The organism is Vreelandella mediterranea, assembly GCF_970647075.1.
Map to the genome: position 1 here is coordinate 1,229,092 of NZ_OZ310198.1, position 25,903 is coordinate 1,254,994.

A 25,903-nucleotide genomic window follows, 5' to 3' on the forward strand; every position below is an offset into this window, starting at 1 on the left:
TCCGTAAAGTACGCATCCGCTGCCGGGGACGCAAGGCGTTGCCAGCGGTGGATGAGAGTGAAAACTCTCGGTTTGTCAGGAGGTTAGCGGTTTTTTGTTCGCTCGCTTCACTCGCCAAAATCGGCGGTTGACAAATTCAAGGATGAGCGTAGAATGCGCCTTCCTCGCTACGGCAGCCGGCTCAGGTCATCGAGTCAAGTATTAGTCGAAGCGAAACCGCTCTTTAACAATTTGATCAGGTAATTCATGTGGGCGTTTGCCGATGAGGGTGACAAGTCACCTTATATCAAGGCAAGCGCACAAGAAGAGTTTTCGAATTCTTCAAATTCGTTTGAACCTTGAGCCAGGATTGATTCGCCTCTGTTGCTTTCGAGCGACAGGCAAGAATCACAATGATTTTAAACTGAAGAGTTTGATCATGGCTCAGATTGAACGCTGGCGGCAGGCTTAACACATGCAAGTCGAGCGGTAACAGGTCCAGCTTGCTGGACGCTGACGAGCGGCGGACGGGTGAGTAATGCATAGGAATCTACCCGGTAGTGGGGGATAACCTGGGGAAACCCAGGCTAATACCGCATACGTCCTACGGGAGAAAGGGGGCCTCTGGCTCCCGCTATCGGATGAGCCTATGTCGGATTAGCTGGTTGGTGAGGTAACGGCTCACCAAGGCAACGATCCGTAGCTGGTCTGAGAGGATGATCAGCCACATCGGGACTGAGACACGGCCCGAACTCCTACGGGAGGCAGCAGTGGGGAATATTGGACAATGGGCGCAAGCCTGATCCAGCCATGCCGCGTGTGTGAAGAAGGCTTTCGGGTTGTAAAGCACTTTCAGCGAGGAAGAACGCCTGGCGGTTAATACCCGCCAGGAAAGACATCACTCGCAGAAGAAGCACCGGCTAACTCCGTGCCAGCAGCCGCGGTAATACGGAGGGTGCAAGCGTTAATCGGAATTACTGGGCGTAAAGCGCGCGTAGGTGGCATGACAAGCCGGTTGTGAAAGCCCCGGGCTCAACCTGGGAACGGCATCCGGAACTGTCACGCTAGAGTGCAGGAGAGGAAGGTGGAATTCCCGGTGTAGCGGTGAAATGCGTAGAGATCGGGAGGAATACCAGTGGCGAAGGCGGCCTTCTGGACTGACACTGACACTGAGGTGCGAAAGCGTGGGTAGCAAACAGGATTAGATACCCTGGTAGTCCACGCCGTAAACGATGTCGACCAGCCGTTGGGTGCCTTGTGCACTTTGTGGCGAAGTTAACGCGATAAGTCGACCGCCTGGGGAGTACGGCCGCAAGGTTAAAACTCAAATGAATTGACGGGGGCCCGCACAAGCGGTGGAGCATGTGGTTTAATTCGATGCAACGCGAAGAACCTTACCTACCCTTGACATCCTGCGAACCCGGGAGAGATCCCGGGGTGTCTTCGGAAACGCAGAGACAGGTGCTGCATGGCTGTCGTCAGCTCGTGTTGTGAAATGTTGGGTTAAGTCCCGTAACGAGCGCAACCCTTGTCCCTATTTGCCAGCACGTAATGGTGGGAACTCTAGGGAGACTGCCGGTGACAAACCGGAGGAAGGTGGGGACGACGTCAAGTCATCATGGCCCTTACGGGTAGGGCTACACACGTGCTACAATGGCCGGTACAAAGGGCTGCGAACTCGCGAGAGTAAGCGAATCCCAGAAAGCCGGTCTCAGTCCGGATCGGAGTCTGCAACTCGACTCCGTGAAGTCGGAATCGCTAGTAATCGTGGATCAGAATGCCACGGTGAATACGTTCCCGGGCCTTGTACACACCGCCCGTCACACCATGGGAGTGGACTGCACCAGAAGTGGTTAGCCTAACTTTGGAGGGCGATCACCACGGTGTGGTTCATGACTGGGGTGAAGTCGTAACAAGGTAGCCGTAGGGGAACCTGCGGCTGGATCACCTCCTTAAACGATGCGTCACTCTCCCGGCAAGCGCTCACAATGAATTACCTGATCAAGTAGCTGTTAAATGAGCAGTGATAAGCTTATCGCCTTCGGCGATGTCTTATCACTGCTTATAGCAGTCGCTCTTTAACAATGTATATCATGCTGACAGTATCGAATGACGATATGAAGACAAGTGCCTTTAGGGTGGCTGTGTTTATAGCGTGATCTCGATACGCAATTGTTTTGTGATACGTTTCAAGCGTATCCGGCAATCGTTGTCATTGCGGGATCCAGACTCCTTCGGGTTATAGGGTCAAGCAATGAAGCGCACACGGTGGATGCCTAGGCAGTCAGAGGCGATGAAAGACGTTGTAGCCTGCGATAAGGTTCGGTGAGGTGGCAAACAACCTGTGACCCGGACATCTCTGAATGGGGAAACCCACTGACCACAAGGTCAGTATCGTATCCTGAATACATAGGGATACGAGGCGAACCGGGGGAACTGAAACATCTAAGTACCCCGAGGAAAAGAAATCAACCGAGATTCCCCCAGTAGCGGCGAGCGAACGGGGACCAGCCCTTAAGCATGTGAATGACTAGACGAACGGATTGGGAAGTCCGGCCGTAGCGGGTGATAGCCCCGTAGTCGAAAGTCTGATCATGTGAAATCGAGTAGGTCGGGGCACGAGAAACCCTGATTGAAGACGGGGGGACCATCCTCCAAGGCTAAATACTCCTGACTGACCGATAGTGAACCAGTACCGTGAGGGAAAGGCGAAAAGAACCCCGGCGAGGGGAGTGAAATAGATCCTGAAACCGTGTGCGTACAAGCAGTAGGAGCCCACTTGTTGGGTGACTGCGTACCTTTTGTATAATGGGTCAGCGACTTATATTCAGTGGCGAGCTTAACCGATAGGGGAGGCGTAGCGAAAGCGAGTCTTAACTGGGCGACCAGTCGCTGGATATAGACCCGAAACCGGGCGATCTATCCATGAGCAGGGTGAAGGTTGAGTAACATCAACTGGAGGCCCGAACCAGGATCTGTTGAAAAAGATTTGGATGACTTGTGGATCGGAGTGAAAGGCTAATCAAGCCCGGAGATAGCTGGTTCTCCTCGAAAGCTATTTAGGTAGCGCCTCACGTATCACCACCGGGGGTAGAGCACTGTTTCGGCTAGGGGGCCATCCCGGCTTACCAACCCGAGGCAAACTCCGAATACCGGTGAGTGCAGCGTGGGAGACACACGGCGGGTGCTAACGTCCGTCGTGAAAAGGGCAACAACCCGGACCGTCAGCTAAGGTCCCCAAATCCTGGTTAAGTGGGAAACGATGTGGGAAGGCTCAGACAGCTAGGAGGTTGGCTTAGAAGCAGCCATCCTTTAAAGAAAGCGTAATAGCTCACTAGTCGAGTCGGCCTGCGCGGAAGATGTAACGGGGCTCAAACCAGGTACCGAAGCTACGGGTTCATCCTTAGGGATGAGCGGTAGAGGAGCGTCGTGTAAGCCGATGAAGGTGGATCGAGAGGTCTGCTGGAGGTATCACGAGTGCGAATGCTGACATGAGTAACGATAAGGGGAGTGAAAAACTCCCCCGCCGGAAGACCAAGGTTTTCTGTTCGATGCTAATCAGAGCAGAGTGAGTCGGCCCCTAAGGCGAGGCCGAAAGGCGTAGTCGATGGGAAACGGGTCAATATTCCCGTACCGGATGTCATTGCGATGGGGGGACGAAGAAGGCTAGGTGAGCCAGGCGTTGGTTGTCCTGGTGAAAGCGAGTAGGCCTGGGTCTCAGGTAAATCCGGGACCCTTTAAAGCCGAGACGCGAGACGAACGGATTACGATCCGGAAGTCACTGATGCCACGCTTCCAGGAAAAGCCTCTAAGCTTCAGATGACATGCGACCGTACCCCAAACCGACACAGGTGGTCAGGGTGAGAATCCCAAGGCGCTTGAGAGAACTCGGGTGAAGGAACTAGGCAAAATGGTGCCGTAACTTCGGGAGAAGGCACGCCGGATTAGGGTGAGAGGACTTGCTCCTTCAGCCCGAACCGGTCGAAGATACCAGGTGGCTGCAACTGTTTAGTAAAAACACAGCACTCTGCTAACGCGCAAGCGGACGTATAGGGTGTGACGCCTGCCCGGTGCCGGAAGGTTAAGTGATGGTGTTAGCCCTCTGGGCGAAGCTCTTGATCGAAGCCCCGGTAAACGGCGGCCGTAACTATAACGGTCCTAAGGTAGCGAAATTCCTTGTCGGGTAAGTTCCGACCTGCACGAATGGCGTAATGATGGCCACGCTGTCTCCACCCGAGACTCAGTGAAATTGAAATCGCCGTGAAGATGCGGTGTACCCGCGGCTAGACGGAAAGACCCCGTGAACCTTTACTATAGCTTCACACTGGATACTGATGTTGCCTGTGTAGGATAGCTGGGAGGCTTTGAACTCCGGACGCCAGTTCGGAGGGAGCCAACCTTGAAATACCAGCCTGGCATCATTGGTGTTCTCACTCGGGTCCGTTATCCGGATCGAGGACAGTGTGTGGTGGGTAGTTTGACTGGGGCGGTCTCCTCCCAAAGAGTAACGGAGGAGCACGAAGGTACCCTCAGCACGGTCGGACATCGTGCAATGAGTGCAAGAGCATAAGGGTGCTTGACTGCGAGACAGACACGTCGAGCAGGTGCGAAAGCAGGTTCTAGTGATCCGGTGGTTCTGTATGGAAGGGCCATCGCTCAACGGATAAAAGGTACTCCGGGGATAACAGGCTGATACCGCCCAAGAGTTCACATCGACGGCGGTGTTTGGCACCTCGATGTCGGCTCATCACATCCTGGGGCTGAAGTCGGTCCCAAGGGTATGGCTGTTCGCCATTTAAAGTGGTACGCGAGCTGGGTTTAGAACGTCGTGAGACAGTTCGGTCCCTATCTGCCGTGGGCGTTGGATGTTTGAGAAGGGCTGCTCCTAGTACGAGAGGACCGGAGTGGACGCACCTCTGGTGTTCCGGTTGTCACGCCAGTGGCATTGCCGGGTAGCTATGTGCGGACGGGATAACCGCTGAAAGCATCTAAGCGGGAAGCCCCCTTCAAGATGAGACATCCCCGAGGCCTTGAGCCTCCTGAAGGGCCCAGCGAGACCAGCTGGTTGATAGGCACGGTGTGGACGCGCTGCAAGGCGTTGAGCTAACGTGTACTAATGGCCCGTGAGGCTTGACCCTATAACACCCAAGGGGTCTGGTCCTGCAGTGACAACGACGCTCGAAAGAGCACCGGATACATTGAGACGATCACAAGACAGTCAGCCGATATACATTGAAAGTTACGCCTGACGACCATGGCTTGCGTGAACCACCCGATCCCTTGCCGAACTCGGAAGTGAAACCGCAACGCGCCGATGGTAGTGTGGGGTCTCCCCATGCGAGAGTAGGTTATCGTCAGGCACCTATTCGAAAAAGCCCCGAGCACTCTGTGTTCGGGGCTTTTTTTATGTGCGCAGGAAAAGCCAAACGGCGCGCACGGGGCCTGCCGTCCATCCCGGCAGCGCGTTGCGCCGCATCGCGGGCTGAAGCCTGCTCCTGCAAAAAACAGGGCACAACAAGGCCTCGGAGCCTCCGCTCCAAGGTGAGTCCGCCACCGTGCCCAACATCCGCCCCGGCACGCCCCTCCCATGAATGCCTTGATTGATCGAGTTCAGCGCTCGCGCTGGCACGGGCGCCGTTTGGGGCGATAAATGATATGATGCGCGCACGATGACGCGACCTTTAAATGGAGTAACCGTGAGTGAAATAGCACCCGCAACGTGGCTGGTGTACTGCCGCCCAGGCTTTGAGCCCGACGCGCTGGCGGAGTTGCAGTATCACGCCGCTCAGAGTGGCGCCGCCTGTACGCCGACGCTTGGGGAGGGGTGGGTGAGTCTGACACGTATTGACGAAGAGCCGGTCAATGCGCTGCATCGTGAGGCTCACTTTGAAAAGCTCATTTTCGCGCGCCAAAGCCTGGCCGCGTTGCCACCGCTGACGCTTTCAAAAGACGACCGGCTTACCCCGATCCTCGAGCAGGTCAAGCTAAGCCGCTGGAGTTTCGAGGAGATCTGGCACGAAACGCCGGATACCAATGACGGCAAGGGGCTGGCCGGACTGATCAAAGCGCTGACCAAGCCGCTGGAAAGTCTTTTGAAAAAACGCGGCGCGCTGCGGCGTAAGGCCGGTGGCCGGCGACTGCATATTTTCTGGACCGACGGTGGCCGGGTGCAGCTCGGTATCAGCTTTCCAGGCAATCGTAGCGAGCTCAAAAACGGTATTAGAAGGTTGCGCTCTCCGTCGCGGGCGCCGAGCCGCTCGACACTCAAGCTCGAAGAGGCTTGGCACGAGTTCATACCCCGGGATGAGTGGGATGAGCGCCTGGCCGAGCACATGCAGGCCGCCGACCTGGGCGCGGCTCCAGGCGGTTGGACTTGGCAGCTAGTGCAGCGGGGCATGTACGTATACGCGATCGACAACGGCCCGATGGACAAGGCGTTGATGCAAAGCGGCCAGGTCGACCACTTAAAAGAGGATGGCTTTATCTGGGCGCCGGAGAGGCGGCTGGACTGGCTGGTGTGCGATATCGTCGACAAGCCGGTTCGCGTGTTGACCATGGTCGAGCGCTGGCTGACGCAGAAGTGGTGCCGCGAGGCGATCTTCAACTTAAAGCTACCCATGAAAAAGCGCTGGGATGAAGTGGTACGCTGTTTGAGCAGGCTGGAGGAGTCGCTTGCAAAAGCCGGCGTACGCGCGCAGATTCGCTGTCGCCACCTTTATCACGACCGGGAAGAAGTCACCGTACACGTAAGGCTTTTATCCTGACACCTTTGAGCCGGGCTGATATCAGGAAACCGACTCGAAAATCTGCACGGTTTCATCCTCGGTAAGAAGCGGTAAAATACGCGCCATGGCGTCTGCCCGCGCTTCGCTTTGATGCCACTCGTTCCAGGCGCGAAGATCTCGCCATTTGGTAATCATCAAACGGCGGTCCGGTTGGCCGATTTTAACGAGGGTTTCGCCACCGACGAAGCCACGTACGCCGAGCGAGACGCGCATCGCTTGGCGGGCGGCCTGCTCGTACTCCTCCTCCAGGCCGGGCATGATGCGTCGTTCGATGATAACTTTAACCATGTGCCTACTTCCTTGCCGAGACCAGAAATGACCGATACCACGCCAGCGTTTGACGCTACCCTGGATACTACAGGCCTCTATTGCCCCGAGCCCATTATGCTTATGCATAACAAGGTAAGGGATATGGACTCGGGACAAACCCTTGAGGTGATTGCCACGGATCCCGCGACTACCCGGGATGTTCCCAAGTTTTGCCAGTTTTTGGGCCACGAGCTGCTAACTTGCCAAGAGCATGAAGGCGAGTATCGCTACTTTATTCGCCTGGCTTGAGTAGCCAGGCGCCAAGGATGTGAACGCCCTTTAGCAGGGCTCGTCGCCGGGTACGACCATCATTGCCAGTGCCTCGAGGGTGGCCGGGTCCTCTTCAAGAATACGGTTGGCGATATGGCGCTGAAAGAAGTAGACGGTTTGATGACGGGTGTGGGCGTCGTAAAGGCATTTGTCGCCCAGGATGATCGGCGTCATTTGCGCCTGTTCCTCATCGGCAAGCAGCGCCTCTACGCCTCCATTACTATATAGACGCCAGCCGTGCACTGGTTTCATGTGCCAGGGGGCGTCGGGGTGGTTCATGCACAGGGCATGAGTGCCGAGGGTGTCGGGGATTTGCTGGATCAGCGCCACTTCTTTGGAGGCTTCATACTCGAAGTACTCCGCCGCCGCGGTAAGCTCGGTATGTTTGTGCTCCGGCGGCGTGTCGAAAATCTCTTCGGTTTCCGGATCGCGATAGCCGACAAAGTGGCCGTTTTCCTGGCTATTGAGCTCGTTACAAGCGCTTAGCGTGTCCATCCACGGGACAAGGCCTACAACGTTGCCGTCGTCGCGCAGCCCCCAGGCCAGAATAGGCAGGCCGTAATAGGTGTCGGGACTCGCAGCGAGCTGGTAAACCATTTCGAGACCGTCAAGCTCCGGGGCGAGACGGATCACGCACTTGCGCGCCTGATGGCGTTGGCGCGCGGTTTCCAGGTCGATGACCTGGGCAGAGTGGGTTGAATGGGGTGTACCCATAGTATCCCTCCTGGTGCTGCGTGGTCACGACGTTGATAGGCATTGCCTACCGCGTAACTAAACCAATAGCACAGGTTGGGCGTTAATTTAAGAGGGCTCAGCCGATTTTTAGTCAACGGCTGACTCAGAGGAGCAGATGGGGTAAACGCTGCGCAGGGCCAGATGCTCCAGCCGGGCGATTTGAAACCGTGGCCAGGGGGCGTCGGGGCTTTCGAGCGAGAGCCAGCGTCGCTGATACGCGGCGACGGCTTGGGGCGGCGTTACATCGTGCGCGTCGATGAGAGTGTTGACTGCGCCAAGCCAGCGCTGGCTGGCCTTTGCGGCCCGATCCAGCCAAGCCTGATCCCAGTGGGGCAGGCAGTGATCATTCCCGACGTTTTCGGCCAGCAAGCGGTTGGCCTCGGTCAGCCGCTGGCTACCCAGCTGCAGCGTGCGAAGCACCTCGGCGGTCAGCGGGCGCTCTTGCAGCGTTTTTAGATGGTTCTCGAGGGTGGCGGAGTCGGCTTGCCACTCGAGGCTATAAGTGTTCTCCACCATCGTCGTGAGATAGCCAAGCGCCTCGAACGCTTGGGTCATATCCGGCAGCGCGCGAAGCTCTAATGGCTGGCTCGCGCGGGAGAAGCTTTTCTCCCACTCCTCGGAATCGAAAAGCGCATTCCAGCCGACGGCGGGGAGCTGGGCAGTCTTGAGCTCGGTCAGCGTTGCCAGACGGGCCCGGTCGGCCTCGCTGAGCGAATCGGTGACCCCGTTACTGGTGCAGCGCTCGAGGCGCTGCCAAAGCTCACGCTCGTAAAGCCAGTGCTGACTGGGCGGCGCGACGCGGCCCAATTGATTGTTGCGCGCCGCGACAAGGGAGGTGATATCGCACTCGCGCAGCGCATAGACGTTGAGCATGCTTTCGCGCACATCAATAATATCGATCAGCCGCTCGCGCTGGGCCACGAACGCGCCAATGTTATCCGGATCCCGGCGCTCGATGGGTTCAGCGTCGAGGGTGCTTGCAAGCGTGCGTTGGTAATCCACCCAGGCCGGGTCGTCGGCGCTGCCACAGCCGGCCAGAAAGCTCGTCAAGAGCCCCGTTGCCAAGGCCACTAGAGTGCGCTTCATACTCCCCCTTAGCGACTGATCCATTTCAAGCGCCAGCCTAGCAGCAGGGCGGCGGTGCTGAGTCCAGCGATCAGGCCGATCCAGTAGCCGTGAACGCCGAGCGGTTCGGTAAGCGCAAAAAGTCCATGGGTGCCCAGCCAGTGGCCCCCGCCCAGCCCCACGATCCAGTAAGAGAGCACGGTAATGACCATGACGATACGGGTATCCTTGTAGCCGCGTAGCGCCCCCGCCAGGTTCACCTGCAGCGAATCCGATAGCTGAAATATGACCGCCAGCGATACGATGGTCAGCGTCAGCGCCTGGATCTCGGGGTTGGACGTGTAAAGCGCGATGACCGGTTTGGCGGTGACCCACAAAAAAGCGCTGTTCATGGCGGCGATGATCACGCTGATCGCAATGCCGTTCCAGGCGACGTGGCGGGCATGGTCCGGCCGCGCCTGGCCCAACGTATTGCCCACGCGCACGGTGAGCGCCATGCTCAGCGATAGCGGTAGCATGAACAGCAGCGACGTATAGCTTAGCGCGATTTGGTGCGCGCCGACGGTAACCTCGCCCAGGCTTGCGATAAACAGAGCAATCAGCGTGAAAAGCGTCACTTCGACGAAAATGGCCACGCCGATCGGCATGCCGACCACGATCAGCTCGCGAATTCCCGGCCAACCAGGGGGGTAGATACGCTGCCAAAGTGAAACGTTTTGATAGCTACGACTGCGCGTCGTGTAGTAGGCCATGGTCAGCGCCATACACCACATGGAAAGGGCCGTGGCGATACCGCAGCCTAACGCACCCAGCGCAGGCAGCCCACTAATGGGCCCAGGGAGCCAAGGCCCGAACATACTCACCAGGCCCTCGCCACCATAGATCAGCACGTAGTTGCTGGGCACATTGATCGCAAGCCCCACCAGGCTGATCCAGAGCGCCGGGCGAGTATGGTTCATGCCGTCCGAGAAGGCCCTAAGCGCCTGAAACAGGGCGATGCCCGGCATGCCGAAGGCCACTGCCCCTAAATAGCGGCTGGACTCGAGGGCGACATCCGTGGGCACGTCCATACGCTCGAAAATGGGCAGGGTGATGGTGCGCAGCAAAAACGCTGCCACTACTCCCAGCGCCAGTGCGACCCAGAGTGCCTGGTGCACTGCCTTGGGAATGTCGGCGTCGCGCTGGCCGCCCAGCAGGTGTGCGACGATCGGTGTCAGCCCCATTAGCGTGCCGGTCATGAAGAGCATCAGCGGGGTCCAGAGGCTCGAGCCGACCGAGACGGCGGCAAGCGAGGTGGCGCTGAAGCGCCCGGTCATCATGGTATCGACGACGCCAATAGCGGCTTGGGCAAGCTGCGCGCCCACGATGGGCAGGGCCAGCACGATCAGCAAGCGTGTTTCAGGCCAATAGGTGGATTTGATACGATACAAGGCGGCGCCCACGGTAAGGCTCCTCTAGTGTGAGGGGGGTCATGAAAGGGCGCTAGCGTAGCAAATTCCGCTGAAATTTGCGCCTGAATAAGGCGTTTAAAACACCGGCTGCGGTGGCGCCAATATTACGTTTACCTGCCTCTTTTAACCATGAAAGCGAAGCGATAGTGACAAAGACTCTTGAGCGTTGGACGCTTGCGGATATGACGGCGCTGTTCGATGGCGTGTTCGCATCCACCTACCACACCCGGCTGATCAAGGGCGGTGATGAGCCACTGTACCTACCGGCAAGTGCCACCACACCGTATCACCAGATCATTTTTGCCCATGGCTTTTTCGCCAGCGCCCTGCACGAAATCAGTCACTGGTGTATCGCCGGTGAGAAACGCCGCCAGCTAGAGGACTACGGCTATTGGTACCTACCCGACGGGCGCGACACCGATCAGCAAGCGGCCTTCGAAAAGGCCGAAATCGCTCCCCAGGCGCTGGAGTATCTGCTTACCCGGGCCTGTGGGCGAACCTTCAACGTAAGCGTCGATAACCTGGGCGGCGAGGCGGAAGTCGACCGTCAAGCGTTCCAGGCAAAGGTGTTGGCCCGCGCTGCGCGCTATGAAGAGGTGGGCCTGCCCAAGCGCGCCAACGCTTTTCGCCATGCCCTTACGCGCTTTTACCAATACGGCGCGTCGGTCCCCTGCGCCGTCGAAGCGGGCATCGAGGCGCTCGGTTAGTCTTCGTCGCGCTCGTTCAAGCGCTGATGCATGGCGAGCATCACCTCGACTTCATGCTCGGCGCGCATCGGCTCAAGGCCCCGGTCACTAAAGGTGTCGGTGCGCAGGCGATGCCACTCGCCGTTGGTCAGCCGGTCGTAGAGCACATGCGCCGGGGCGAGCTCGACAAAGGGGTCAAGCCCATAGGTGTCGAAAAGCCGGGCAAGTGCGGCCTCGTCCTCGCCGTTGTCGCTTGTGTAGAGCGTGGCCGAGAAGTGGTCGGTCTCGAGCTCGCGGATAACGTCCAGCGGGCTGACGCCCAGGCTTTCGAGTTCTTCGATGCTGTAAGCGCCGGAGACGTTGGAATCTTCGTCGATCCAACTGTCGTCGGGCTGAATCAGCGTCTGCTTGATGCGCCCATCTTTTAGCGACCAGGCAATGGCCAGCGGTAGACCATCTTCTTCGCCGGTTTCGATGGCGATAAATCCAGGCAAATCAGCCACTTTTACGTCTCCTTCGGGGCGCTATCGAGGTTGAAAAAGCGCTGGGCGGTACGGGTGGTTTCGAGAGCGAGGGTGTCTTCGTCGACGCTATGCCAGTGGGCGATCTCTTTGGCGATCCAGGGCAGCAGCGCGGGCTCGTGGCGGCGACCTTTAAGCTTGGCCGGCAGGTTGCGCGGTAAAAGGTACGGGCAGTCGGTCTCGATCATCAGCCGGTTGAGCGGAATATCTTTCACCAGCGCTCGAAGGTGATGGCCGCGGCGCTCGTCGCAGATCCAGCCGGTCAGGCCGATGTGCAGGTCGAGATCCAGGTAGCCGTAAAGCGTTGCCGCCTCGCCGGTAAAGCAGTGGATCACCGCTTGGCTGATATCGTCGCGCCAGGCCTTGAGGATCTCGCGCATCCGCGGGCCGGCGTCACGCTCATGAAGAAATAGCGGCAGGCCGCTTTCCGCAGCGAGGCCCAGTTGGGCCTCGAACGCCTTCTCCTGGGCCTGGGGCGTGGAGAAATTACGGTTGAAATCCAGCCCACACTCACCGACCGCGACGACGGCGCGCTCTTTGTGCAGCGCCGCCATTTGCCGAGCAATGTCCTGATTCCAGCGGCTGGCATCGTGAGGGTGGACACCGGCGGTGGCATAAAGGCCGGGAAAGCGCTCGGCCAGGGCAATCGCCTGCTCGGCGTGGGCCACATCGGTGCCGGTGACGATCAGGGTGGTCACGTTGGCGGCGCGGGCGCGGCTGATCACCGCCTCCAGGTCGCGCTCGAAGCTTTCGTGGGTGAGGTTGGCTCCGATATCCACCAGCGCCTCGCGAGGGCGAAACTCGAGCGCCTCGGGTAATAACGACTCCGCATTGGTGGCTGTCAAACCAGACTCCTCTTTGCTCATGGGGTGATCTAATCAAAAGGCGGGCAATCGTGCATTGTAACGTTTTAACGGCGAAGGCGGCTAATACCAAAGGGGAGGGCGAGATGCATTGCGTCAACATCGGCGGCCATCGACACTAGTGTCGACAATCCGACGTTTGACAATACCCTATAATGGAACGCGCCGATGACCACGATCACGCCTAAAATCCTTCCGTCGACTCCCTCGGCCAGCACTCCTTCGCTACTGATCAAGTCGCTTCTCGAAGCCGGGGTACGCATGGCCGGGGACAACCAGATCGTCTACCGCGATCAGGGGCGTCACGACTACTGCCGCTTTAGTGAGCGCGTTCATCAACTGGCTCACATGCTCAAGGCCCAGGGCGTCGAGGCGGGCGACGTGGTGGCGGTGCTGGACTGGGACAGTCACCGCTACCTGGAGTGCTTTTTCGCCATTCCCATGATCGGCGCGGTACTGCATACCGTGAATATTCGCCTGGCGCCGGAGCAGATTCGCTATACCATGGAGCACGCCGAGGATGTCTTCGTCATTGTTCACGAAGACTTCGTGCCCCTGCTGGAGCCGCTGGCCGAAAAGCTCGAGAAGGTGCGCGGCTACGTGCTCTGCCAGGAGACGCCGCGCGAGATGAAGACCACGTTGAGCCTCGCCGGCGAGTTCGAAGCATTGATCGCCGAAAAACCGAGTCACTACGATTTTCCGGATTTCGATGAAAACGCCGTAGCCACGCTCTTTTACACCACCGGAACGACGGGCAATCCCAAGGGCGTCTTTTTTACCCATCGCCAGCTGGTACTGCACACCCTGAACGAGGCCAGCCTGTTTCAAGCCTCGGGGGTCGAGCTTCTCAGCCGGGACAAGGTGTACATGCCGATTACACCGATGTTCCACGTTCACGCCTGGGGCGTCCCCTATACCGCGACCCTATTGGGCGCCACCCAGGTCTACCCGGGTCGCTACGAGCCCGAGATGTTGGTCCGGCTATTGTTGGAAGAGAAGGTCGATTTCTCCCACTGCGTGCCGACGCTTCTCAATATGATCGTCAGCGCCGAGGATGTCGCCTCACAAAAGGTGGATCTAAGCGGCTGGAAAGTACTGGTCGGCGGCAGCGCCTTGACCCAGAGCCTGGCCGCCCGGGCCTGGGATTTGGGTATCGATACGCGAAGCGCCTACGGCATGTCGGAAACCTGCCCGCTATTGACCGTCGACGTTCTGCCGCGTCACGTCGAACGGGCCTCATTCGAAACCCAACTGCCCTGGCGCTGCAAGGCGGGCCTGCCCACGCCCTTCGTAAGCATTCAGGTGGTGGACACCGACGGCAACCCGCTCGCTCAGGATGGCAAAAGCGTGGGCGAAGTGCGGGTCAAGGCGCCCTGGTTGACGCAAAGCTACTACAAGGAAGAAGAGCGCAGCGAAGCGCTCTGGCGGGATGGCTGGCTTTACACCGGCGACGTTGGCTCGCTGGACGAAGCCGGATTTCTGTCGATTAGCGACCGTATCAAGGATGTCATCAAGACCGGCGGCGAGTGGCTGTCATCGCTGGATCTTGAAAACCATATCAGCCAGAGCCCGGAGGTCGCGGAAGTGGCGGTCATCGGGGTGAACGATGACAAGTGGGGCGAGCGCCCCGCGGCCTGGATCGTGCCGCGGGATGTCGATAACCCGCCAACGCCTGCCTCGCTCAAGGCCTTTTTAACGCCGCTGGTCGAGCAGGGCAAGCTCAACCGCTGGGCCATACCGGAAGAGGTGCATGTCGTCGACGAAATTCCCAAGACAAGCGTCGGCAAGCTGGACAAAAAGCGTATTCGCAGCGCGCTCTAAAGGGCGCTTTTAACACGCGGTGATTCGATTTCCCCGTTCGCCAGGGCCATGCGTTACACTGTGCGCCACACGACGATGGAGGATACTGCGTGACCCTGTTACGACTTGAACAGCTGCAACTGGCCTATGGCACACAAACCCTGCTGGACCGCGCCGAGCTTACGGTAGAGAAGGGCGAGCGGCTGGCACTGGTGGGTCGCAACGGCACCGGTAAGTCGACGCTTTTAAAGCTGGTGGCCGGCGATATCCAGGCGGATGACGGGACGGTTTGGCGCGCCCCAGGCTTGAAAGTGGGCGTGCTCGCCCAGGAGCTGCCGGAGTCTTCCGGCATGACGATTTTCGATGTGGTGGCCATGGGCTTGCCCGAGGCGGGCGAGCTGCTCTCTGAGTATCATCAGCTCATCAACGCCCCTGACCCGGATATGAACCGGATGGCCAGGCTGCAAACGCGCATCGAGGAAATCGACGGTTGGTCGTTTCACCAGCGCATCGATGTAGTGCTCACCCGCCTGGGGCTACCGCCGGAGGCGGAGATGAACGCGCTCTCCGGCGGTTGGCGCCGGCGTGTGGCGCTGGCCCGGGCGCTGGTCTCCGAGCCGGATCTACTGCTTTTGGACGAGCCCACCAACCACCTGGACCTGGACACCATTGCCTGGCTCGAGGAGCAGCTCCTCGCCTTCAACGGCGCCGTGTTGCTGATTACCCACGACCGTGCGTTCTTGTCCAAACTGGCGACCCATATTCTGGAGCTCGACCGGGGCAAGCTTGGCCGCTACCCGGGCAAGTACGAAGAGTATCAGGCGCGCAAACAGCACGAGCTCGAAGTCGAGGCGCGGGAAAACGCCGAGTTCGATAAAAAGCTCGCCCAGGAAGAGACCTGGATTCGCCAGGGCATCAAGGCGCGGCGTACCCGTAACGAAGGTCGCGTGCGCGCGTTGGAAGCCATGCGCAACGAACGCAGCCAGCGTCGCGAGCGCCAGGGCAGCGCGAACCTGACCGTCGATAGCGGCGAGCGTACCGGCAAGCGAGTGGTCGAACTCAAGGGCGTGACCCAACGCTTTGGTGCCGACACCATTCTCGATGACCTGAACCTCGAGATCATGCGCGGCGATCGCATCGGCTTTTTGGGCCGCAACGGCGCGGGCAAGACGACACTGTTGAAAATCCTGTTGGGCGAACTCGAGCCGACCGAGGGCAGCGTTCAACTGGGCACCAACCTGAAAGTTGCCTACTTCGATCAGCTGCGTGCCGGACTCGAGCTCGAAAAAACCGTTTACGACAACGTGGCCCAGGGCAGCGACCGGGTCAGCGTTGGCGGGCGCGACCGCCACGTGATGAGCTACCTGCAGGATTTCCTGTTCACTCCGGACCGGGTGCGCCAGCCAGTGAAGGCGCTTTCCGGCGGTGAGTCCAACCGGCTGCTGCTGGCCAAGCTCTTCACCCAGCCGGCCAACGTGCTGGTGCTCGATGAGCCGACCAACGACCTGGATATGGAAACCCTGGAGCTTTTGGAAGAGCTGCTGCTCGATTTCGACGGTACGCTCCTGCTGGTTTCCCACGACCGAACCTTTATGGATCACGTGGTGACCAGCATGTTCGCCTTCGAGGGCGAGGGCGTGGTACGGGAATACGTGGGGGGTTATACCGACTGGATTCGCCAGGGCGGAAAGCTTCCCCCGGCGCCTTGGGAGGGCGCGGCGCGTCAGCATACCGAGCCGACCAGCAATGAGGCGCCAAAAGACAGCGAAAAGCCAAAAAGCGAGCCTCCCAAAAAGCAGGCCAAGCTCTCTTACAAGCTACAGCGCGAGCTGGATAGCCTACCTGGCGAGATCGAAAAGCTGGAAAGCGAGGTGGCGGCGCTGGAGCAAACCGTGGGAGATCCTGGGTTTTATCAAAAGCCCGCTACCGAGGTGACCGCGAAACTCCAGGAAATGGAGGGCGTTCAGGCGCGCCTGGAAAGTGCCATGGAACGCTGGATGGAACTCGAGGCGATGGCCAACGGCTAGGAAGTCCAGGCGAAGGCAGGGCGCCCGAAAGGGCGCCCGATCGCTTACTCGTCGGTCTGTTCGCCTTTGTGGCCTACGCGAACTGCGAGTACGTCGCAGGGCGCACCGTGCAGTACCCCGGTCGAGGTGGAACCGAGCAGCAGGGCAAAACCGTGGCGCCCATGGGAGCCCACGACGATCAAATCGACACCGTGCTCGCCCGCGAAGCGGTGAATTTCCGTATCCGGCATACCCACGACCACGTGCTGGTCTTCCGGCTGGACGTGGGGCATCGCGATCTCGGAGAGACGCTTTTTGGCGTGATCGTCCAGTTGATCCTGAATGCTGGTGAGATCCATGGGAATATCGCCGCCATAGGCGAACCCCAGTGGCTCCAGGGTGTGCATGATCGAGATTTTCGCTTGCTCGTTACGCTGAGATACGGCAATCGCGCGCTCGAGCACCTTGTGGGAATCCTTGGTCAAATCGACCGCGACCAGAATATGGTGATAGCTCATGGCCCATCTCCTTCGCAATAAGCAACAAAGGGCACCTTTGTTGGGTAATGTTTACTTTAAGCGCTGCGCCAAGGCTTAACAACGACCTGAATCAAGGTTTTTTTAACGCACACAGCGACGCCGGGTTAAAGCGTTTGCAGGAGAATGGCCGAATGGCATGGTTAATCGTGGTGGCGGTTTTGATGTTTATTGTCTCGCCGGTCATGTGGCTAAAGCCCAGCCCGCGTCAAAAACGCCAGGTCAAACTAAGGGCCTACGCCCGCCAGCAGAAAGTGGGCGTTAAAATGGCGTCCCCACCGCTGCACGGTTTCAAAGGCACCATGCCCGCTTATCGCTGGGCCTACGCGCAAAACGCGCCGGGCCCGGATTTCGTGTTGCTGCGGGAAAGCCATGCAAGCGAAGCACTGGACACGTTTCACGCCGGCTGGCGCTGGCGCATCGCGCCTCTTAGGCCGCTACCCGAAGAGGCCGAGGCCGCGCTAAAAGCGTTGCTGGAGCGTCTGCCCAAGGACGCTTTGGTGATCGAGTCCAACGCGCAGACGCTCACGCTCTGGTGGTGGGAGTCTCAGGACGCCGCGCGTTTTGAAAGCTATCTGACGGCGTTCAGGGCGATCACTCACTCGCTTGGCGGCCAGGCCGACCATTTGGCTTTATCGAGCCACGGCCGCTAGGTCGTTAGCTCTGTCTTTAAGCTCCGTCTTTAAGCCCCGTCTTTAAGCTCTCTGTCTTTAAGCCCCGCCTCTACACCCCGGGGCCTTCCTGGTCCCGGGCCTGTATGGCCAGCGCGTTGGCCTCGATGATCGCCAGCCCCTCATTGAGCTTTTCGACTTCCTCGTCGCTCAAGCCTTCGAAAATCTCTTCCCGCGCCTGTTTGGCAACGTTATCGATTTTCTCGAGCAGCGGCATCGCCTCTGGCGTCAGGTAGATGCGCTTGCTGCGTCGGTCGTTATCGCAGGCGCGGCGCTCGATCAGCCCCTGGGATTCCAACTGCCCCAGGGTACGCACCAGCGACGGCGCCTCGACCCCGATGACCTTGGCCAGATCGCACTGGGGGTGGCCTTCGCCCAGGCGCCACAAGTGATAAAGGGTGACCCAGCGGGTCTGGGTCAGGCCAAGCGGCGCCAGTCTTCGATCCAGAATAGAGCGCCATAGGTGCGGTAAACGCGCAATTCGAAAACCAATTGATGAAGCCATAAGTCGCTGCCCATAAGTGTGTTAAGTAAATTGTCATAACCTGGAACGCTGAATGCAAGCACCTGGCGCCATACTACTCCGCCTCGTCCTCTGGGCTTTCGCTACGCCCGGGGATAAAACGCCCTAAATTCAACCGGCTTAGCCCGCTTGCACGTATTTGACCGTCGGCCAGACTCGCCTGGTCGGGTTCTTCGGCCACCACGAAGCGGATCAATCCCAATCGCTGGCCGCCCGCGGTCATGATATCGATTCGCCAGTTGCCGGTGGGCTCGGCGGGGAAGTTGAGCTTGTGGCTCCAGGCCCGGTACCCTTGCTCGCGCCCGCCGCTGATATCGAGCTCGACGCTATCCATTTGCTGGCCGTTGTGATGCCAGACGTGGTGAATGGTTTCGCTCAACCCCCGAGGGGCGCGAATGGCGGTGTAAACGTAGAGCCCGTTACCGGCCAGGGCCTCGGGCGTTAGCGCCATCTCCCCCAAAGGGCTTCGGTGCTGGATATCGAAATCGGGCGAGAGCGCGCTGCTGGTCATCCAAAGCGTGGCCGGCGGTACCCACACCCGGCCCAGCCAGCCGGCAAAGGCCAGCGTCAGCAGCAGCGCTAAAAACAGGCACCAGCGCAGAAGCGAGCGTTTTTTCACCAGATGCCAAAAGCTTGGCAGCGCGATCAGCACGGTCAACCCCAGGGCGAGCACCAGGCTTTGCCCGGTGGTCAGGTGCAGCATGATCGGCAGTATGACCAGCACGACCAGAAAAACGCACTGGGCGTGGAATAGAAAGTAGAGACTTCGCGAGTGCCCGGCTAACTTGTAGTAGAGCGGGTCGACGATCGAGAGAATTGCCATCGCCACGACCAGCAGCGCAAACAGCATTTGGCCGCTGTTCCACACCGTGGTAATCAAAATGAAGGGCAGGGTGAAAAAAAGCGTTTCCTGGTGAATCATCTGAGCAATGAAGGTGGTCACCATTCGCGGCAGCCCTTCCTGGCCGCGCTTTCTCAGCACGCGGGAAAGCACGCTTTCCGAGAGCATCAGTGCCCAGGCGAACAAAAGTCCAAGCGCCAGTGCCGCGCCTAGCCACTGCTGACGGTCCACCAGAAAGAAACTGCCAAGACCCGCGGCAAAAGCAATCGGCGGCCAGAGAAACGTCCAGGGCTTGACGAGCACAACTATACGCTCAGCGCGCCTTTGTAAGGAGGCCATGCGGGAGGGGGTTAAAAAAGTGCCCATGGAGGTCAACTCAAATGGTAAACGTCTATAATCTCCGGGTTTGCAACGAAAGTCGATAGCGCTTCGCTGGCCCTTGCGCTGCAAGGGCCGGACTCTTGAACATCGCTTTATTAGCGTAGTCACAGCGTAATACCCGCCTTTGGAAGGCTTGACGTTACATGGCAACTCAACCAAGCTTAAGCGATCAAACGACCGTATGAAATACGCGGCAGGCCGCCCGCGGGGTAGCCTGCCCGAATCTGTAGAGCCCGTACCTGTGGAGATAGCGCGGATGATCTATCAAGGCAACGCCATCACGGTGGAGCGTCGTGACACCCAAGGTGGCAATAGCATCGCAGTGCTCACTTTCGATTTGAAAGATGAGTCCATCAACAAGCTTTCGAGCGCCGTCATTGCACAACTGGGTGAGGCGGTCAACGCGATCGAGTCCGAAACCGGCTTGAAAGGGTTGATGATCAAAAGCGCCAAGGACGTCTTCATCGTCGGGGCGGATATCACCGAGTTCCATTCGCTGTTCGATAAGGGCGAAGAGTATCTGGTCGAGATGAACCAGAAGGTTCACACGATTTTCAACGCCATCGAAGACCTGCCGTTTCCCACCGTGGCCGCGATTAACGGTCTGGCGCTGGGCGGCGGGTGCGAAGTGCTCCTGACCTGCGATTTTCGCGTCATGAGTGAGAAGGGCAAGATGGGGCTTCCCGAAACCAAGCTAGGCATTTTGCCGGGTTGGGGTGGCTGTGTGCGCCTACCGCGCATCATCGGCGCGGATAACGCCATCGAGTGGATCGCCGGCGGCACCGAAAACCGCCCCGAGGCCGCACTCAAAATGGGTGCCGTCGATGCCGTAGTCGCCCACGATCAGCTCGACGCTGCAGCGCTGGATGTGCTCGATCGCGCCAGCACCGGCGAGCTCGATTATCAAAGCCGCCGCGACGAGAAAAAAGGCCCGCTTAAGCTCAACGCCATCGAGCAGATGATGGCGTTCGAGACCGCCAAGGGTTATGTGGCCGGCAAGGCAGGCCCGCACTATCCCGCGCCGATCGAGGCCATCAAGGTGATCCAGAAAGGCGCCGGTGAAGAGCGCGACCGTGCCCAGGCCATCGAAGCCAAGGCGTTTGGCAAGCTCGCCATGAGTCCGGTGGCGTTCAACCTGGTGGGGCTGTTCCTGAACGACCAGGTCGTCAAGAAAAAGGCCGGTCAGTACGAGAAGAAGGCCCCGCCGGTCAAGCAGACTGCGGTGCTGGGGGCAGGCATCATGGGCGGCGGCATCGCCTACCAGAGCGCCTCCAAGGGCACGCCGATCATCATGAAAGACATCAAGCCGGAAGCGATCGAGCTTGGTTTGAAAGAGGCGCGCAAGCTTTTCGGCAAGCAGGTCGAGCGTAAAAAGTTCACCACCGAAGAGATGGCCGAGAAGCTCACCAACATTCGCCCCACGCTCTCCTATGGTGATTTCGAGAACGTCGATCTCGTCGTCGAGGCGGTGGTCGAGAACCCGAAGGTGAAAGAAGGCGTGCTGACCGAGGTCGAAAAGAGCGTCGGTGAGAACACCATTTTGACCTCGAACACCTCGACGATCTCCATCAACCGCTTGGCGCAGAACCTGCAACGCCCGCAAAACTTCTGCGGCATGCACTTTTTCAACCCGGTGCATCGTATGCCCCTGGTCGAAGTCATTCGCGGTGAGAAAACCTCGGATGAAGCGGTCGCCGCCACCGTGGCCTATGCCCGCGCCATGGGCAAAACGCCGATCGTGGTCAACGATTGCCCCGGCTTTTTGGTCAACCGCGTGCTCTTTCCCTACTTCGGCGGTTTCAGCTTTTTGGTCGAGCAGGGCGCGGACTTCCAGCACGTCGACAAGGTCATGGAGAAGTTTGGCTGGCCGATGGGGCCTGCGTACCTGCTGGATGTGGTCGGCATGGACACCGCGGTGCACGCCAACGAAGTCATGGCGGAAGGCTTCCCGGACCGCATGGCCCGCGAAGGCAAGACCGCGATTCAGGTGATGTATGAAAACGATCGCCTGGGCCAGAAAAACGACAAGGGCTTCTACGCCTACGAGGAAGACAAAAAGGGCAAGCCCAAGAAGGTCAGCGACGATCAGGCCTACGCCTTGATCAAGGAAGTAGCCGGCGAGCAAAAAGAGTTCTCCGATGACGACATCATCGCGCGCATGATGACGCCGCTTTGCCTTGAAACCGTGCGCTGCCTGGAAGACGGCATCGTCGACTCGCCCGCCGAGGCGGACATGGCGCTGATCTACGGCATCGGCTTCCCTCCCTTCCGCGGTGGAGCACTGCGCTACATCGACGCTATGGGCGTGGACAAATTCGTCGCCCAGGCCGAAGAGCTCGCAGCCGAGCTCGGCCCGCTTTACGCGCCGACCGAAAAGCTCAAGCAGATGGCGCAAAACGGCGAGTTTTTCTATCAGGGCAAGGCCTAAGTCACCGCGTACAGGAGCATTGTAATGAGTTTGAATCCGAGAGATATCGTGGTGGTCGACGGTGTTCGTACTGCCATGGCCAAGGCCAAGAACGGCGCTTTTCGCAACGTCCGCGCCGAGAACCTTTCTGCGGCGGTGATGCAGGCGTTGTTCGAGCGACACCCCAGCATGGATCCTTCTGAGGTCGACGACGTGATCTGGGGTTGCGTCAACCAGACCCTCGAGCAGTCGATGAACATTGCGCGTAACGCGGCGATCATGACCGGTATCCCGCGTACCGTGCCGGCGCAGACCGTCAACCGTCTGTGCGGCTCGTCGATGACTGCGCTGCATATCGCCGCGGCCAATATCAAGGCCAACATGGGCGATATGTACATCATCGGTGGCGTGGAGCACATGGAGCACGTACCCATGGCCCACGGCGTCGACGTCAACCCGGCGGCCAGCAAGTACGCCGCCAAAGCCGCCATGATGATGGGCCTGACCGCCGAGCTTTTGGGCAAGATGCACGGCGTCACCCGCGAAGAGCAGGACGCCTTCGGCGTGCGCTCGCACCAACGCGCCAAGGCCGCCAATGAGAACGGCTATTTCGATAACGAAATCATCGGCGTCGAAGGCCACGACAGCGAAGGTTGGCTGGTTAACTTCAAACACGACGAAGTCGTGCGCGGCGACGCGAGCATGGAGTCGATGGCCGGACTCAAGCCGGTGTTCGATCCGCGCAACGGCACCGTCACTGCCGGTACGTCCTCGGCGCTGTCGGTGGGCGCTTCTGCCATGGCGGTAATGAGCTACGAGCGCGCTCAGGCGCTGGGCCTCGAGCCGATCGCCCGAGTGCTTTCCACCGGTGTGGCGGGCTGTGATGCGTCCATCATGGGCTACGGCCCGGTGCCGGCGTCCAAAAAGGCGCTGAAAGCGGCAGGGCTTTCCGCCAGTGACATCGAAACCGTGGAGCTCAACGAGGCGTTTGCCGCCCAAGGCATTCCAGTGTTGAAGGATCTGGGCTTTTTGGACGACCTGGACAAGAAGGTCAACCTGAACGGCGGCGCGATCGCCTTGGGCCACCCGCTGGGCTGCTCCGGATCGCGCATCTGCACCACGCTTTTGAACGTTATGCGCCAGCAAGACACGACGCTGGGTCTGGCCACCATGTGTATCGGCATGGGTCAGGGTGTGGCGACCGTGTTCGAACGACTCAAGTAAGCGCTCAAGCAATCGAAAACGGCACCCAGTAGGGTGCCGTTTTTTTGTCGGGTTTGAGTCCGGCGGTGAGCGGTATCGGGCACCCCGAAGCGGGGATTTTTCGCCAGGGATGGCGAAAGTAGCGTACAGGGAGGTATTTACAGCGACCCGCGCAGGGGTGCCCGATACCGCAGCGCTAGCTAAAAAAGCCCGTTATCCAGCCCCGCGGCCATATAAAGACCGAGCTCCCGGGTTTGCTCGATAAAATCTTCCCGCCATTCGCCCTTGAGCACTAGTGGTTGCTGGGCAAAACGCCATCCCAGCCCCTTGCAGATACTTTCGACCGCTCGACGGGTGCCCGTGCCGTCGAGGCCCGCGCGTACGTAGAGTGCGCAGGGCAGGCCGCGTTTGTCATCGCTTACACCGTAGTAGCTGCGGTCGAAAAAATCCTTTAACGCGCCGCTCATGTAGCCCAGGTTTTCCGGGGTGCCCAGAAGGATGGCGTCGCAGGCGTTGACGTCGTCGGCGCCGGCCTCGAAGGGCGATTTCACTACGCACTCCACCGCGTCGATGGCGCTATCGCGGGCGCCTTTAGCCGCCGCATCAAGAAGGGCTTGGGTATTGGGGGAGGGCGCGTGGGCGACGATCAGTAAACGCTTCATCGGCATGGACCTTTAGTATTGCGTGTGCCGGGGGACATGCCACACTTAGGGCAGTCACTCAAGAGAGCCTATATGTCCTCTGCCCGCAAGATCAACGTCTATTACGACGGCCAATGCCCCCTTTGTCGCCGGGAGCGGCGCCGGTTCGAGCACCTCGCCGGGAAGCGCGGGCGCGATGTCGTCTGGTGTGACGTCGCCGAATACGAGCAGACGCTGGCAAAGCACGGCATCGCCCGCGACACCGCGCTTCGTTCGCTGCATATAGAACTCGAGGATGGGCGCATCATCGAAGGCATCGACGCTTACCGGCTGCTCATGAAACGTATTCCCTGGCTCTCGCCCGGGGCGTATATTATTGGCCTGCCCGGCATCAAGCAGGGCCTGCGCCGCTACTACGACTACTGGGTCGAGAAGCGGTTGAAGCGTCAGGGGCGCTGGTCTTAGCAGCTGGCGTGCGGCAAGTGAAGGCGGCCGATTTAGAGCGGTCGCCCAACGGATAACGGCATAGGGAATCGTGATGAACAAGGGAAACTGTTGGGCTTTACCGGGCGTGGTGGCACTAACGTTACTCATCGCTGGCTGCGCGGGGCGAACCCCACCACCCGCCGCGCCACCGCAAAGCGAGCCGGAGGCCACGCCGGCAACACCGGCCTACGTTGCCGCGCCCCGCTATGGCACGACGGATGTCTACTGGACGCCCCCGCTGATCACAAGCCCCGAAGAGAAAGCCGCCTATTACGTTAGCCGCCTTGCCGATCAGCGGTTTGTCGCACCCGGCGCCAACGGTGTACGCTACGTCGCCGCCGAGCAGCTTGGCGAGATCGGCCTGCCCGCCGTACCGCTGCTGCTTGCCCGGTTGGATACAAACGATGCGTTCGAGCTGATGCTGGCGCTTTACGCTCTCGAATTGGCCACCCAGGACCCGCTGATAACGACCCGAACCCAGGGCGATTATATCGAGCTTACCGGCGCGTTGAATCCGCAAACCAACGCCGAGAACGTGGCCAAGGCCCGCCAGTGGCAGCAGCGCCACCCCAGCGCGCTCGAACCCTATTAAAAACCGGTAGCCGGCGAATACGTTTGCCGCCGGGCCGTCATTCTCAGTCATAGTTGCAACGAAGGAGCCGATCATGGCGTTTGCACTCTCTTCGATGAAAGTAACCAGTTCCGCATTTGCCGACCATCAACCGGTTCCCGCGCAGTATACCGGTGAAGGCGACGACCTCTCGCCGCCGCTCGCCTGGCAGGATGCACCGGAAGGCACCCGCGGGTACGCGGTGATCTGTCACGACCCGGACGCGCCGCTGGTCAAAAACGGTGCCTACGGGTTCGTCCATTGGCTGATCTATAACCTGCCTGACGATATAACCGAGCTCTCGGAAGATGCCACGGTGGGAACCTTCGGTAACAACGACTTCGACAAGCCCGGCTATGCGGGCCCCATGCCGCCGGAAAATCACGGCAAGCACCTTTACTACTACTGGGTGCTGGCGCTGGATCGTCAAACGTCGCTGCCAGAAGGCCTGACAATGGGTGAGCTTCTCAAGGAAGTCGAGCCGCACCTTCTAGGCATGAACCGCTTGGTGGGTACCTATCAGCGCTAAGCCTGCTTAAGGCTGGTGAAAATCGCCCAATCGGTGTAGGCTCCATCGCTTTATTTGTCCGCGATGGAGCCTTCGATGAGTGATCTGCCCAGCTGTCCCGCCTGTAATTCCGCTTTCACCTACGATGATGGCCTACAGTTCGTCTGCCCCGAGTGCGGCAACGAATGGTCAAAAGAGGGCGAGGTAGCCGCGGAGGCCGAAAACGTCATTCGCGACGCCAACGGTAATCCGCTGGTCGATGGCGACACCGTCACGGTCATCAAGGACTTGAAGGTCAAGGGCAGCTCGACGGTGGTCAAGGTCGGTACCCGAGTGAAAAACATCCGTTTGGTCGACGGCGACCACGATATCGATTGCAAGGTCGACGGTATCGGTCCCATGAAGCTGAAGTCGCAGTTCGTCAAAAAAGCCTGATCGCACCTTGAAGCCCGCCGCTAACCCGGCGGGCTTTTTCGTGGCCGTCCAATAGTATATATAAATGAGAATGATTGGCTTTTATGATTCAAAAAGCGTCGATCATGCAAAGAAATAGCGCTTTTTGATCAATCATGGTATCCGGGGCTTCACATCATTTTCATACAGGACTAAAATGGTCCTCAATTGAA

22 protein-coding genes and 3 rRNA genes are annotated in these 25,903 nt (G+C 59.1%); 15 read left to right on the forward strand and 10 right to left on the reverse strand.

Annotation, left to right across the window (positions count from 1 at the left end):
- Nucleotides 1-400: 400 nt before the first annotated feature.
- The 4 genes from ACWFVE_RS05775 to rlmM all read left to right on the forward strand — a co-directional run bounded on the left by ACWFVE_RS05775 (nt 401) and on the right by rlmM (nt 6,743).
- Nucleotides 401-1,934, forward strand: a 16S ribosomal RNA gene (locus ACWFVE_RS05775).
- A 290-nt stretch (nt 1,935-2,224) separates the two neighbouring features.
- Nucleotides 2,225-5,117, forward strand: a 23S ribosomal RNA gene (locus ACWFVE_RS05780).
- A 106-nt stretch (nt 5,118-5,223) separates the two neighbouring features.
- Nucleotides 5,224-5,339: ribosomal RNA gene (rrf, locus tag ACWFVE_RS05785) — 5S ribosomal RNA — on the forward strand.
- Together the 16S, 23S and 5S rRNA genes form the textbook arrangement of a ribosomal RNA operon.
- A 336-nt stretch (nt 5,340-5,675) precedes the next feature.
- Nucleotides 5,676-6,743 carry a 23S rRNA (cytidine(2498)-2'-O)-methyltransferase RlmM gene (rlmM, locus tag ACWFVE_RS05790; RefSeq protein ID WP_447528328.1) on the forward strand — a complete coding sequence of 356 codons (1,068 nt, stop codon included), beginning with the start codon at nt 5,676-5,678 and terminating at the stop codon, nt 6,741-6,743.
- A gap of 21 nt (nt 6,744-6,764) precedes the next feature.
- Here the strand turns inward: rlmM and ACWFVE_RS05795 are convergent, their stop codons facing one another.
- Nucleotides 6,765-7,052 carry an antibiotic biosynthesis monooxygenase family protein gene (locus tag ACWFVE_RS05795; protein WP_447528329.1) on the reverse strand — a complete coding sequence of 96 codons (288 nt, stop codon included), beginning with the start codon at nt 7,050-7,052 and terminating at the stop codon, nt 6,765-6,767.
- A gap of 27 nt (nt 7,053-7,079) precedes the next feature.
- On the opposite strand from ACWFVE_RS05795, the gene tusA reads away from it, so the two are divergent.
- Nucleotides 7,080-7,322: a sulfurtransferase TusA gene (tusA, locus tag ACWFVE_RS05800; RefSeq protein WP_447528330.1), complete on the forward strand. Its 243-nt coding sequence runs from the start codon at nt 7,080-7,082 to the stop codon at nt 7,320-7,322.
- 30 nt (nt 7,323-7,352) lie between these two features.
- Here the strand turns inward: tusA and ACWFVE_RS05805 are convergent, their stop codons facing one another.
- The 3 genes from ACWFVE_RS05805 to ACWFVE_RS05815 form a co-directional block, all read right to left on the reverse strand.
- Nucleotides 7,353-8,057: a hypothetical protein gene (locus ACWFVE_RS05805; protein ID WP_447528331.1), complete on the reverse strand. Its 705-nt coding sequence runs from the start codon at nt 8,055-8,057 to the stop codon at nt 7,353-7,355.
- 108 nt (nt 8,058-8,165) lie between these two features.
- The gene (locus tag ACWFVE_RS05810) at nt 8,166-9,164 is read right to left on the reverse strand and encodes a DUF3080 family protein (protein ID WP_447528332.1); all 999 of its coding nucleotides are present in this window, start codon (nt 9,162-9,164) and stop codon (nt 8,166-8,168) included.
- 8 nt (nt 9,165-9,172) lie between these two features.
- Complete coding sequence (locus tag ACWFVE_RS05815; protein WP_447528333.1) at nt 9,173-10,585, reverse strand: MATE family efflux transporter; 1,413 nt, start codon at nt 10,583-10,585, stop codon at nt 9,173-9,175.
- A 155-nt stretch (nt 10,586-10,740) separates the two neighbouring features.
- On the opposite strand from ACWFVE_RS05815, the gene ACWFVE_RS05820 reads away from it, so the two are divergent.
- On the forward strand, nt 10,741-11,301 hold the full coding sequence (locus tag ACWFVE_RS05820) for an elongation factor P hydroxylase (protein WP_447528334.1): 561 nt from the start codon (nt 10,741-10,743) through the stop codon (nt 11,299-11,301).
- Here the strand turns inward: ACWFVE_RS05820 and ACWFVE_RS05825 are convergent.
- Together ACWFVE_RS05825 and ACWFVE_RS05830 are read right to left on the reverse strand one after the other, a co-directional pair.
- Nucleotides 11,298-11,783, reverse strand: coding sequence for a hypothetical protein (locus tag ACWFVE_RS05825; protein WP_447528335.1), 486 nt, complete (start codon nt 11,781-11,783; stop codon nt 11,298-11,300). The genes ACWFVE_RS05820 and ACWFVE_RS05825 overlap by 4 nt on opposite strands.
- A 2-nt stretch (nt 11,784-11,785) precedes the next feature.
- Nucleotides 11,786-12,646, reverse strand: a complete 861-nt coding sequence (locus ACWFVE_RS05830; RefSeq protein WP_447528336.1) for a TatD family hydrolase — start codon at nt 12,644-12,646, stop codon at nt 11,786-11,788.
- A gap of 186 nt (nt 12,647-12,832) precedes the next feature.
- Here ACWFVE_RS05830 and ACWFVE_RS05835 point away from each other — a divergent pair, with 186 nt between their 5' ends.
- The gene (locus ACWFVE_RS05835; protein ID WP_447528337.1) at nt 12,833-14,485 is read left to right on the forward strand and encodes a fatty acid--CoA ligase; all 1,653 of its coding nucleotides are present in this window, start codon (nt 12,833-12,835) and stop codon (nt 14,483-14,485) included.
- An 89-nt stretch (nt 14,486-14,574) separates the two neighbouring features.
- A complete protein-coding gene (locus ACWFVE_RS05840; protein WP_447528338.1) occupies nt 14,575-16,491 on the forward strand; it encodes an ATP-binding cassette domain-containing protein in 1,917 nt (638 codons plus the stop codon).
- A 44-nt stretch (nt 16,492-16,535) separates the two neighbouring features.
- Here ACWFVE_RS05840 and ACWFVE_RS05845 read toward each other — a convergent pair whose 3' ends face one another.
- Nucleotides 16,536-16,988 carry a universal stress protein gene (locus ACWFVE_RS05845; protein ID WP_447528339.1) on the reverse strand — a complete coding sequence of 151 codons (453 nt, stop codon included), beginning with the start codon at nt 16,986-16,988 and terminating at the stop codon, nt 16,536-16,538.
- 152 nt (nt 16,989-17,140) lie between these two features.
- On the opposite strand from ACWFVE_RS05845, the gene ACWFVE_RS05850 reads away from it, so the two are divergent.
- Entirely contained in the window at nt 17,141-17,659 is a 519-nt protein-coding gene (locus ACWFVE_RS05850; protein WP_447528340.1) for a preprotein translocase subunit YajC, read from the forward strand.
- 70 nt (nt 17,660-17,729) lie between these two features.
- Here ACWFVE_RS05850 and slyA read toward each other — a convergent pair whose 3' ends face one another.
- Together slyA and ACWFVE_RS05860 are read right to left on the reverse strand one after the other, a co-directional pair.
- Nucleotides 17,730-18,182, reverse strand: a complete 453-nt coding sequence (slyA, locus tag ACWFVE_RS05855) for a transcriptional regulator SlyA (protein ID WP_447528341.1) — start codon at nt 18,180-18,182, stop codon at nt 17,730-17,732.
- A 73-nt stretch (nt 18,183-18,255) separates the two neighbouring features.
- Nucleotides 18,256-19,407: a DUF5924 family protein gene (locus ACWFVE_RS05860; protein WP_447528342.1), complete on the reverse strand. Its 1,152-nt coding sequence runs from the start codon at nt 19,405-19,407 to the stop codon at nt 18,256-18,258.
- Nucleotides 19,408-19,678: 271 nt separating this feature from the next.
- Here ACWFVE_RS05860 and fadB point away from each other — a divergent pair, with 271 nt between their 5' ends.
- Nucleotides 19,679-21,850: a fatty acid oxidation complex subunit alpha FadB gene (gene fadB, locus ACWFVE_RS05865; protein WP_447530503.1), complete on the forward strand. Its 2,172-nt coding sequence runs from the start codon at nt 19,679-19,681 to the stop codon at nt 21,848-21,850.
- A gap of 24 nt (nt 21,851-21,874) precedes the next feature.
- The gene (gene fadA, locus ACWFVE_RS05870) at nt 21,875-23,053 is read left to right on the forward strand and encodes an acetyl-CoA C-acyltransferase FadA (protein ID WP_447528343.1); all 1,179 of its coding nucleotides are present in this window, start codon (nt 21,875-21,877) and stop codon (nt 23,051-23,053) included.
- A 179-nt stretch (nt 23,054-23,232) separates the two neighbouring features.
- Here fadA and ACWFVE_RS05875 read toward each other — a convergent pair whose 3' ends face one another.
- Nucleotides 23,233-23,694 (reverse strand): flavodoxin family protein, encoded by a 462-nt coding sequence (locus ACWFVE_RS05875; RefSeq protein ID WP_447528344.1) that lies wholly within the window; start codon nt 23,692-23,694, stop codon nt 23,233-23,235.
- A gap of 72 nt (nt 23,695-23,766) precedes the next feature.
- Here ACWFVE_RS05875 and ACWFVE_RS05880 point away from each other — a divergent pair, with 72 nt between their 5' ends.
- The 4 genes from ACWFVE_RS05880 to ACWFVE_RS05895 all read left to right on the forward strand — a co-directional run bounded on the left by ACWFVE_RS05880 (nt 23,767) and on the right by ACWFVE_RS05895 (nt 25,712).
- Nucleotides 23,767-24,138: a thiol-disulfide oxidoreductase DCC family protein gene (locus ACWFVE_RS05880; protein ID WP_447528345.1), complete on the forward strand. Its 372-nt coding sequence runs from the start codon at nt 23,767-23,769 to the stop codon at nt 24,136-24,138.
- 73 nt (nt 24,139-24,211) lie between these two features.
- Nucleotides 24,212-24,751, forward strand: a complete 540-nt coding sequence (locus tag ACWFVE_RS05885; RefSeq protein ID WP_447528346.1) for a hypothetical protein — start codon at nt 24,212-24,214, stop codon at nt 24,749-24,751.
- 73 nt (nt 24,752-24,824) lie between these two features.
- Nucleotides 24,825-25,298, forward strand: a complete 474-nt coding sequence (locus tag ACWFVE_RS05890; protein ID WP_447528347.1) for a YbhB/YbcL family Raf kinase inhibitor-like protein — start codon at nt 24,825-24,827, stop codon at nt 25,296-25,298.
- Nucleotides 25,299-25,373: 75 nt separating this feature from the next.
- Nucleotides 25,374-25,712: a zinc ribbon domain-containing protein YjdM gene (locus ACWFVE_RS05895; RefSeq protein WP_447528348.1), complete on the forward strand. Its 339-nt coding sequence runs from the start codon at nt 25,374-25,376 to the stop codon at nt 25,710-25,712.
- Nucleotides 25,713-25,903: the final 191 nt, after the last annotated feature.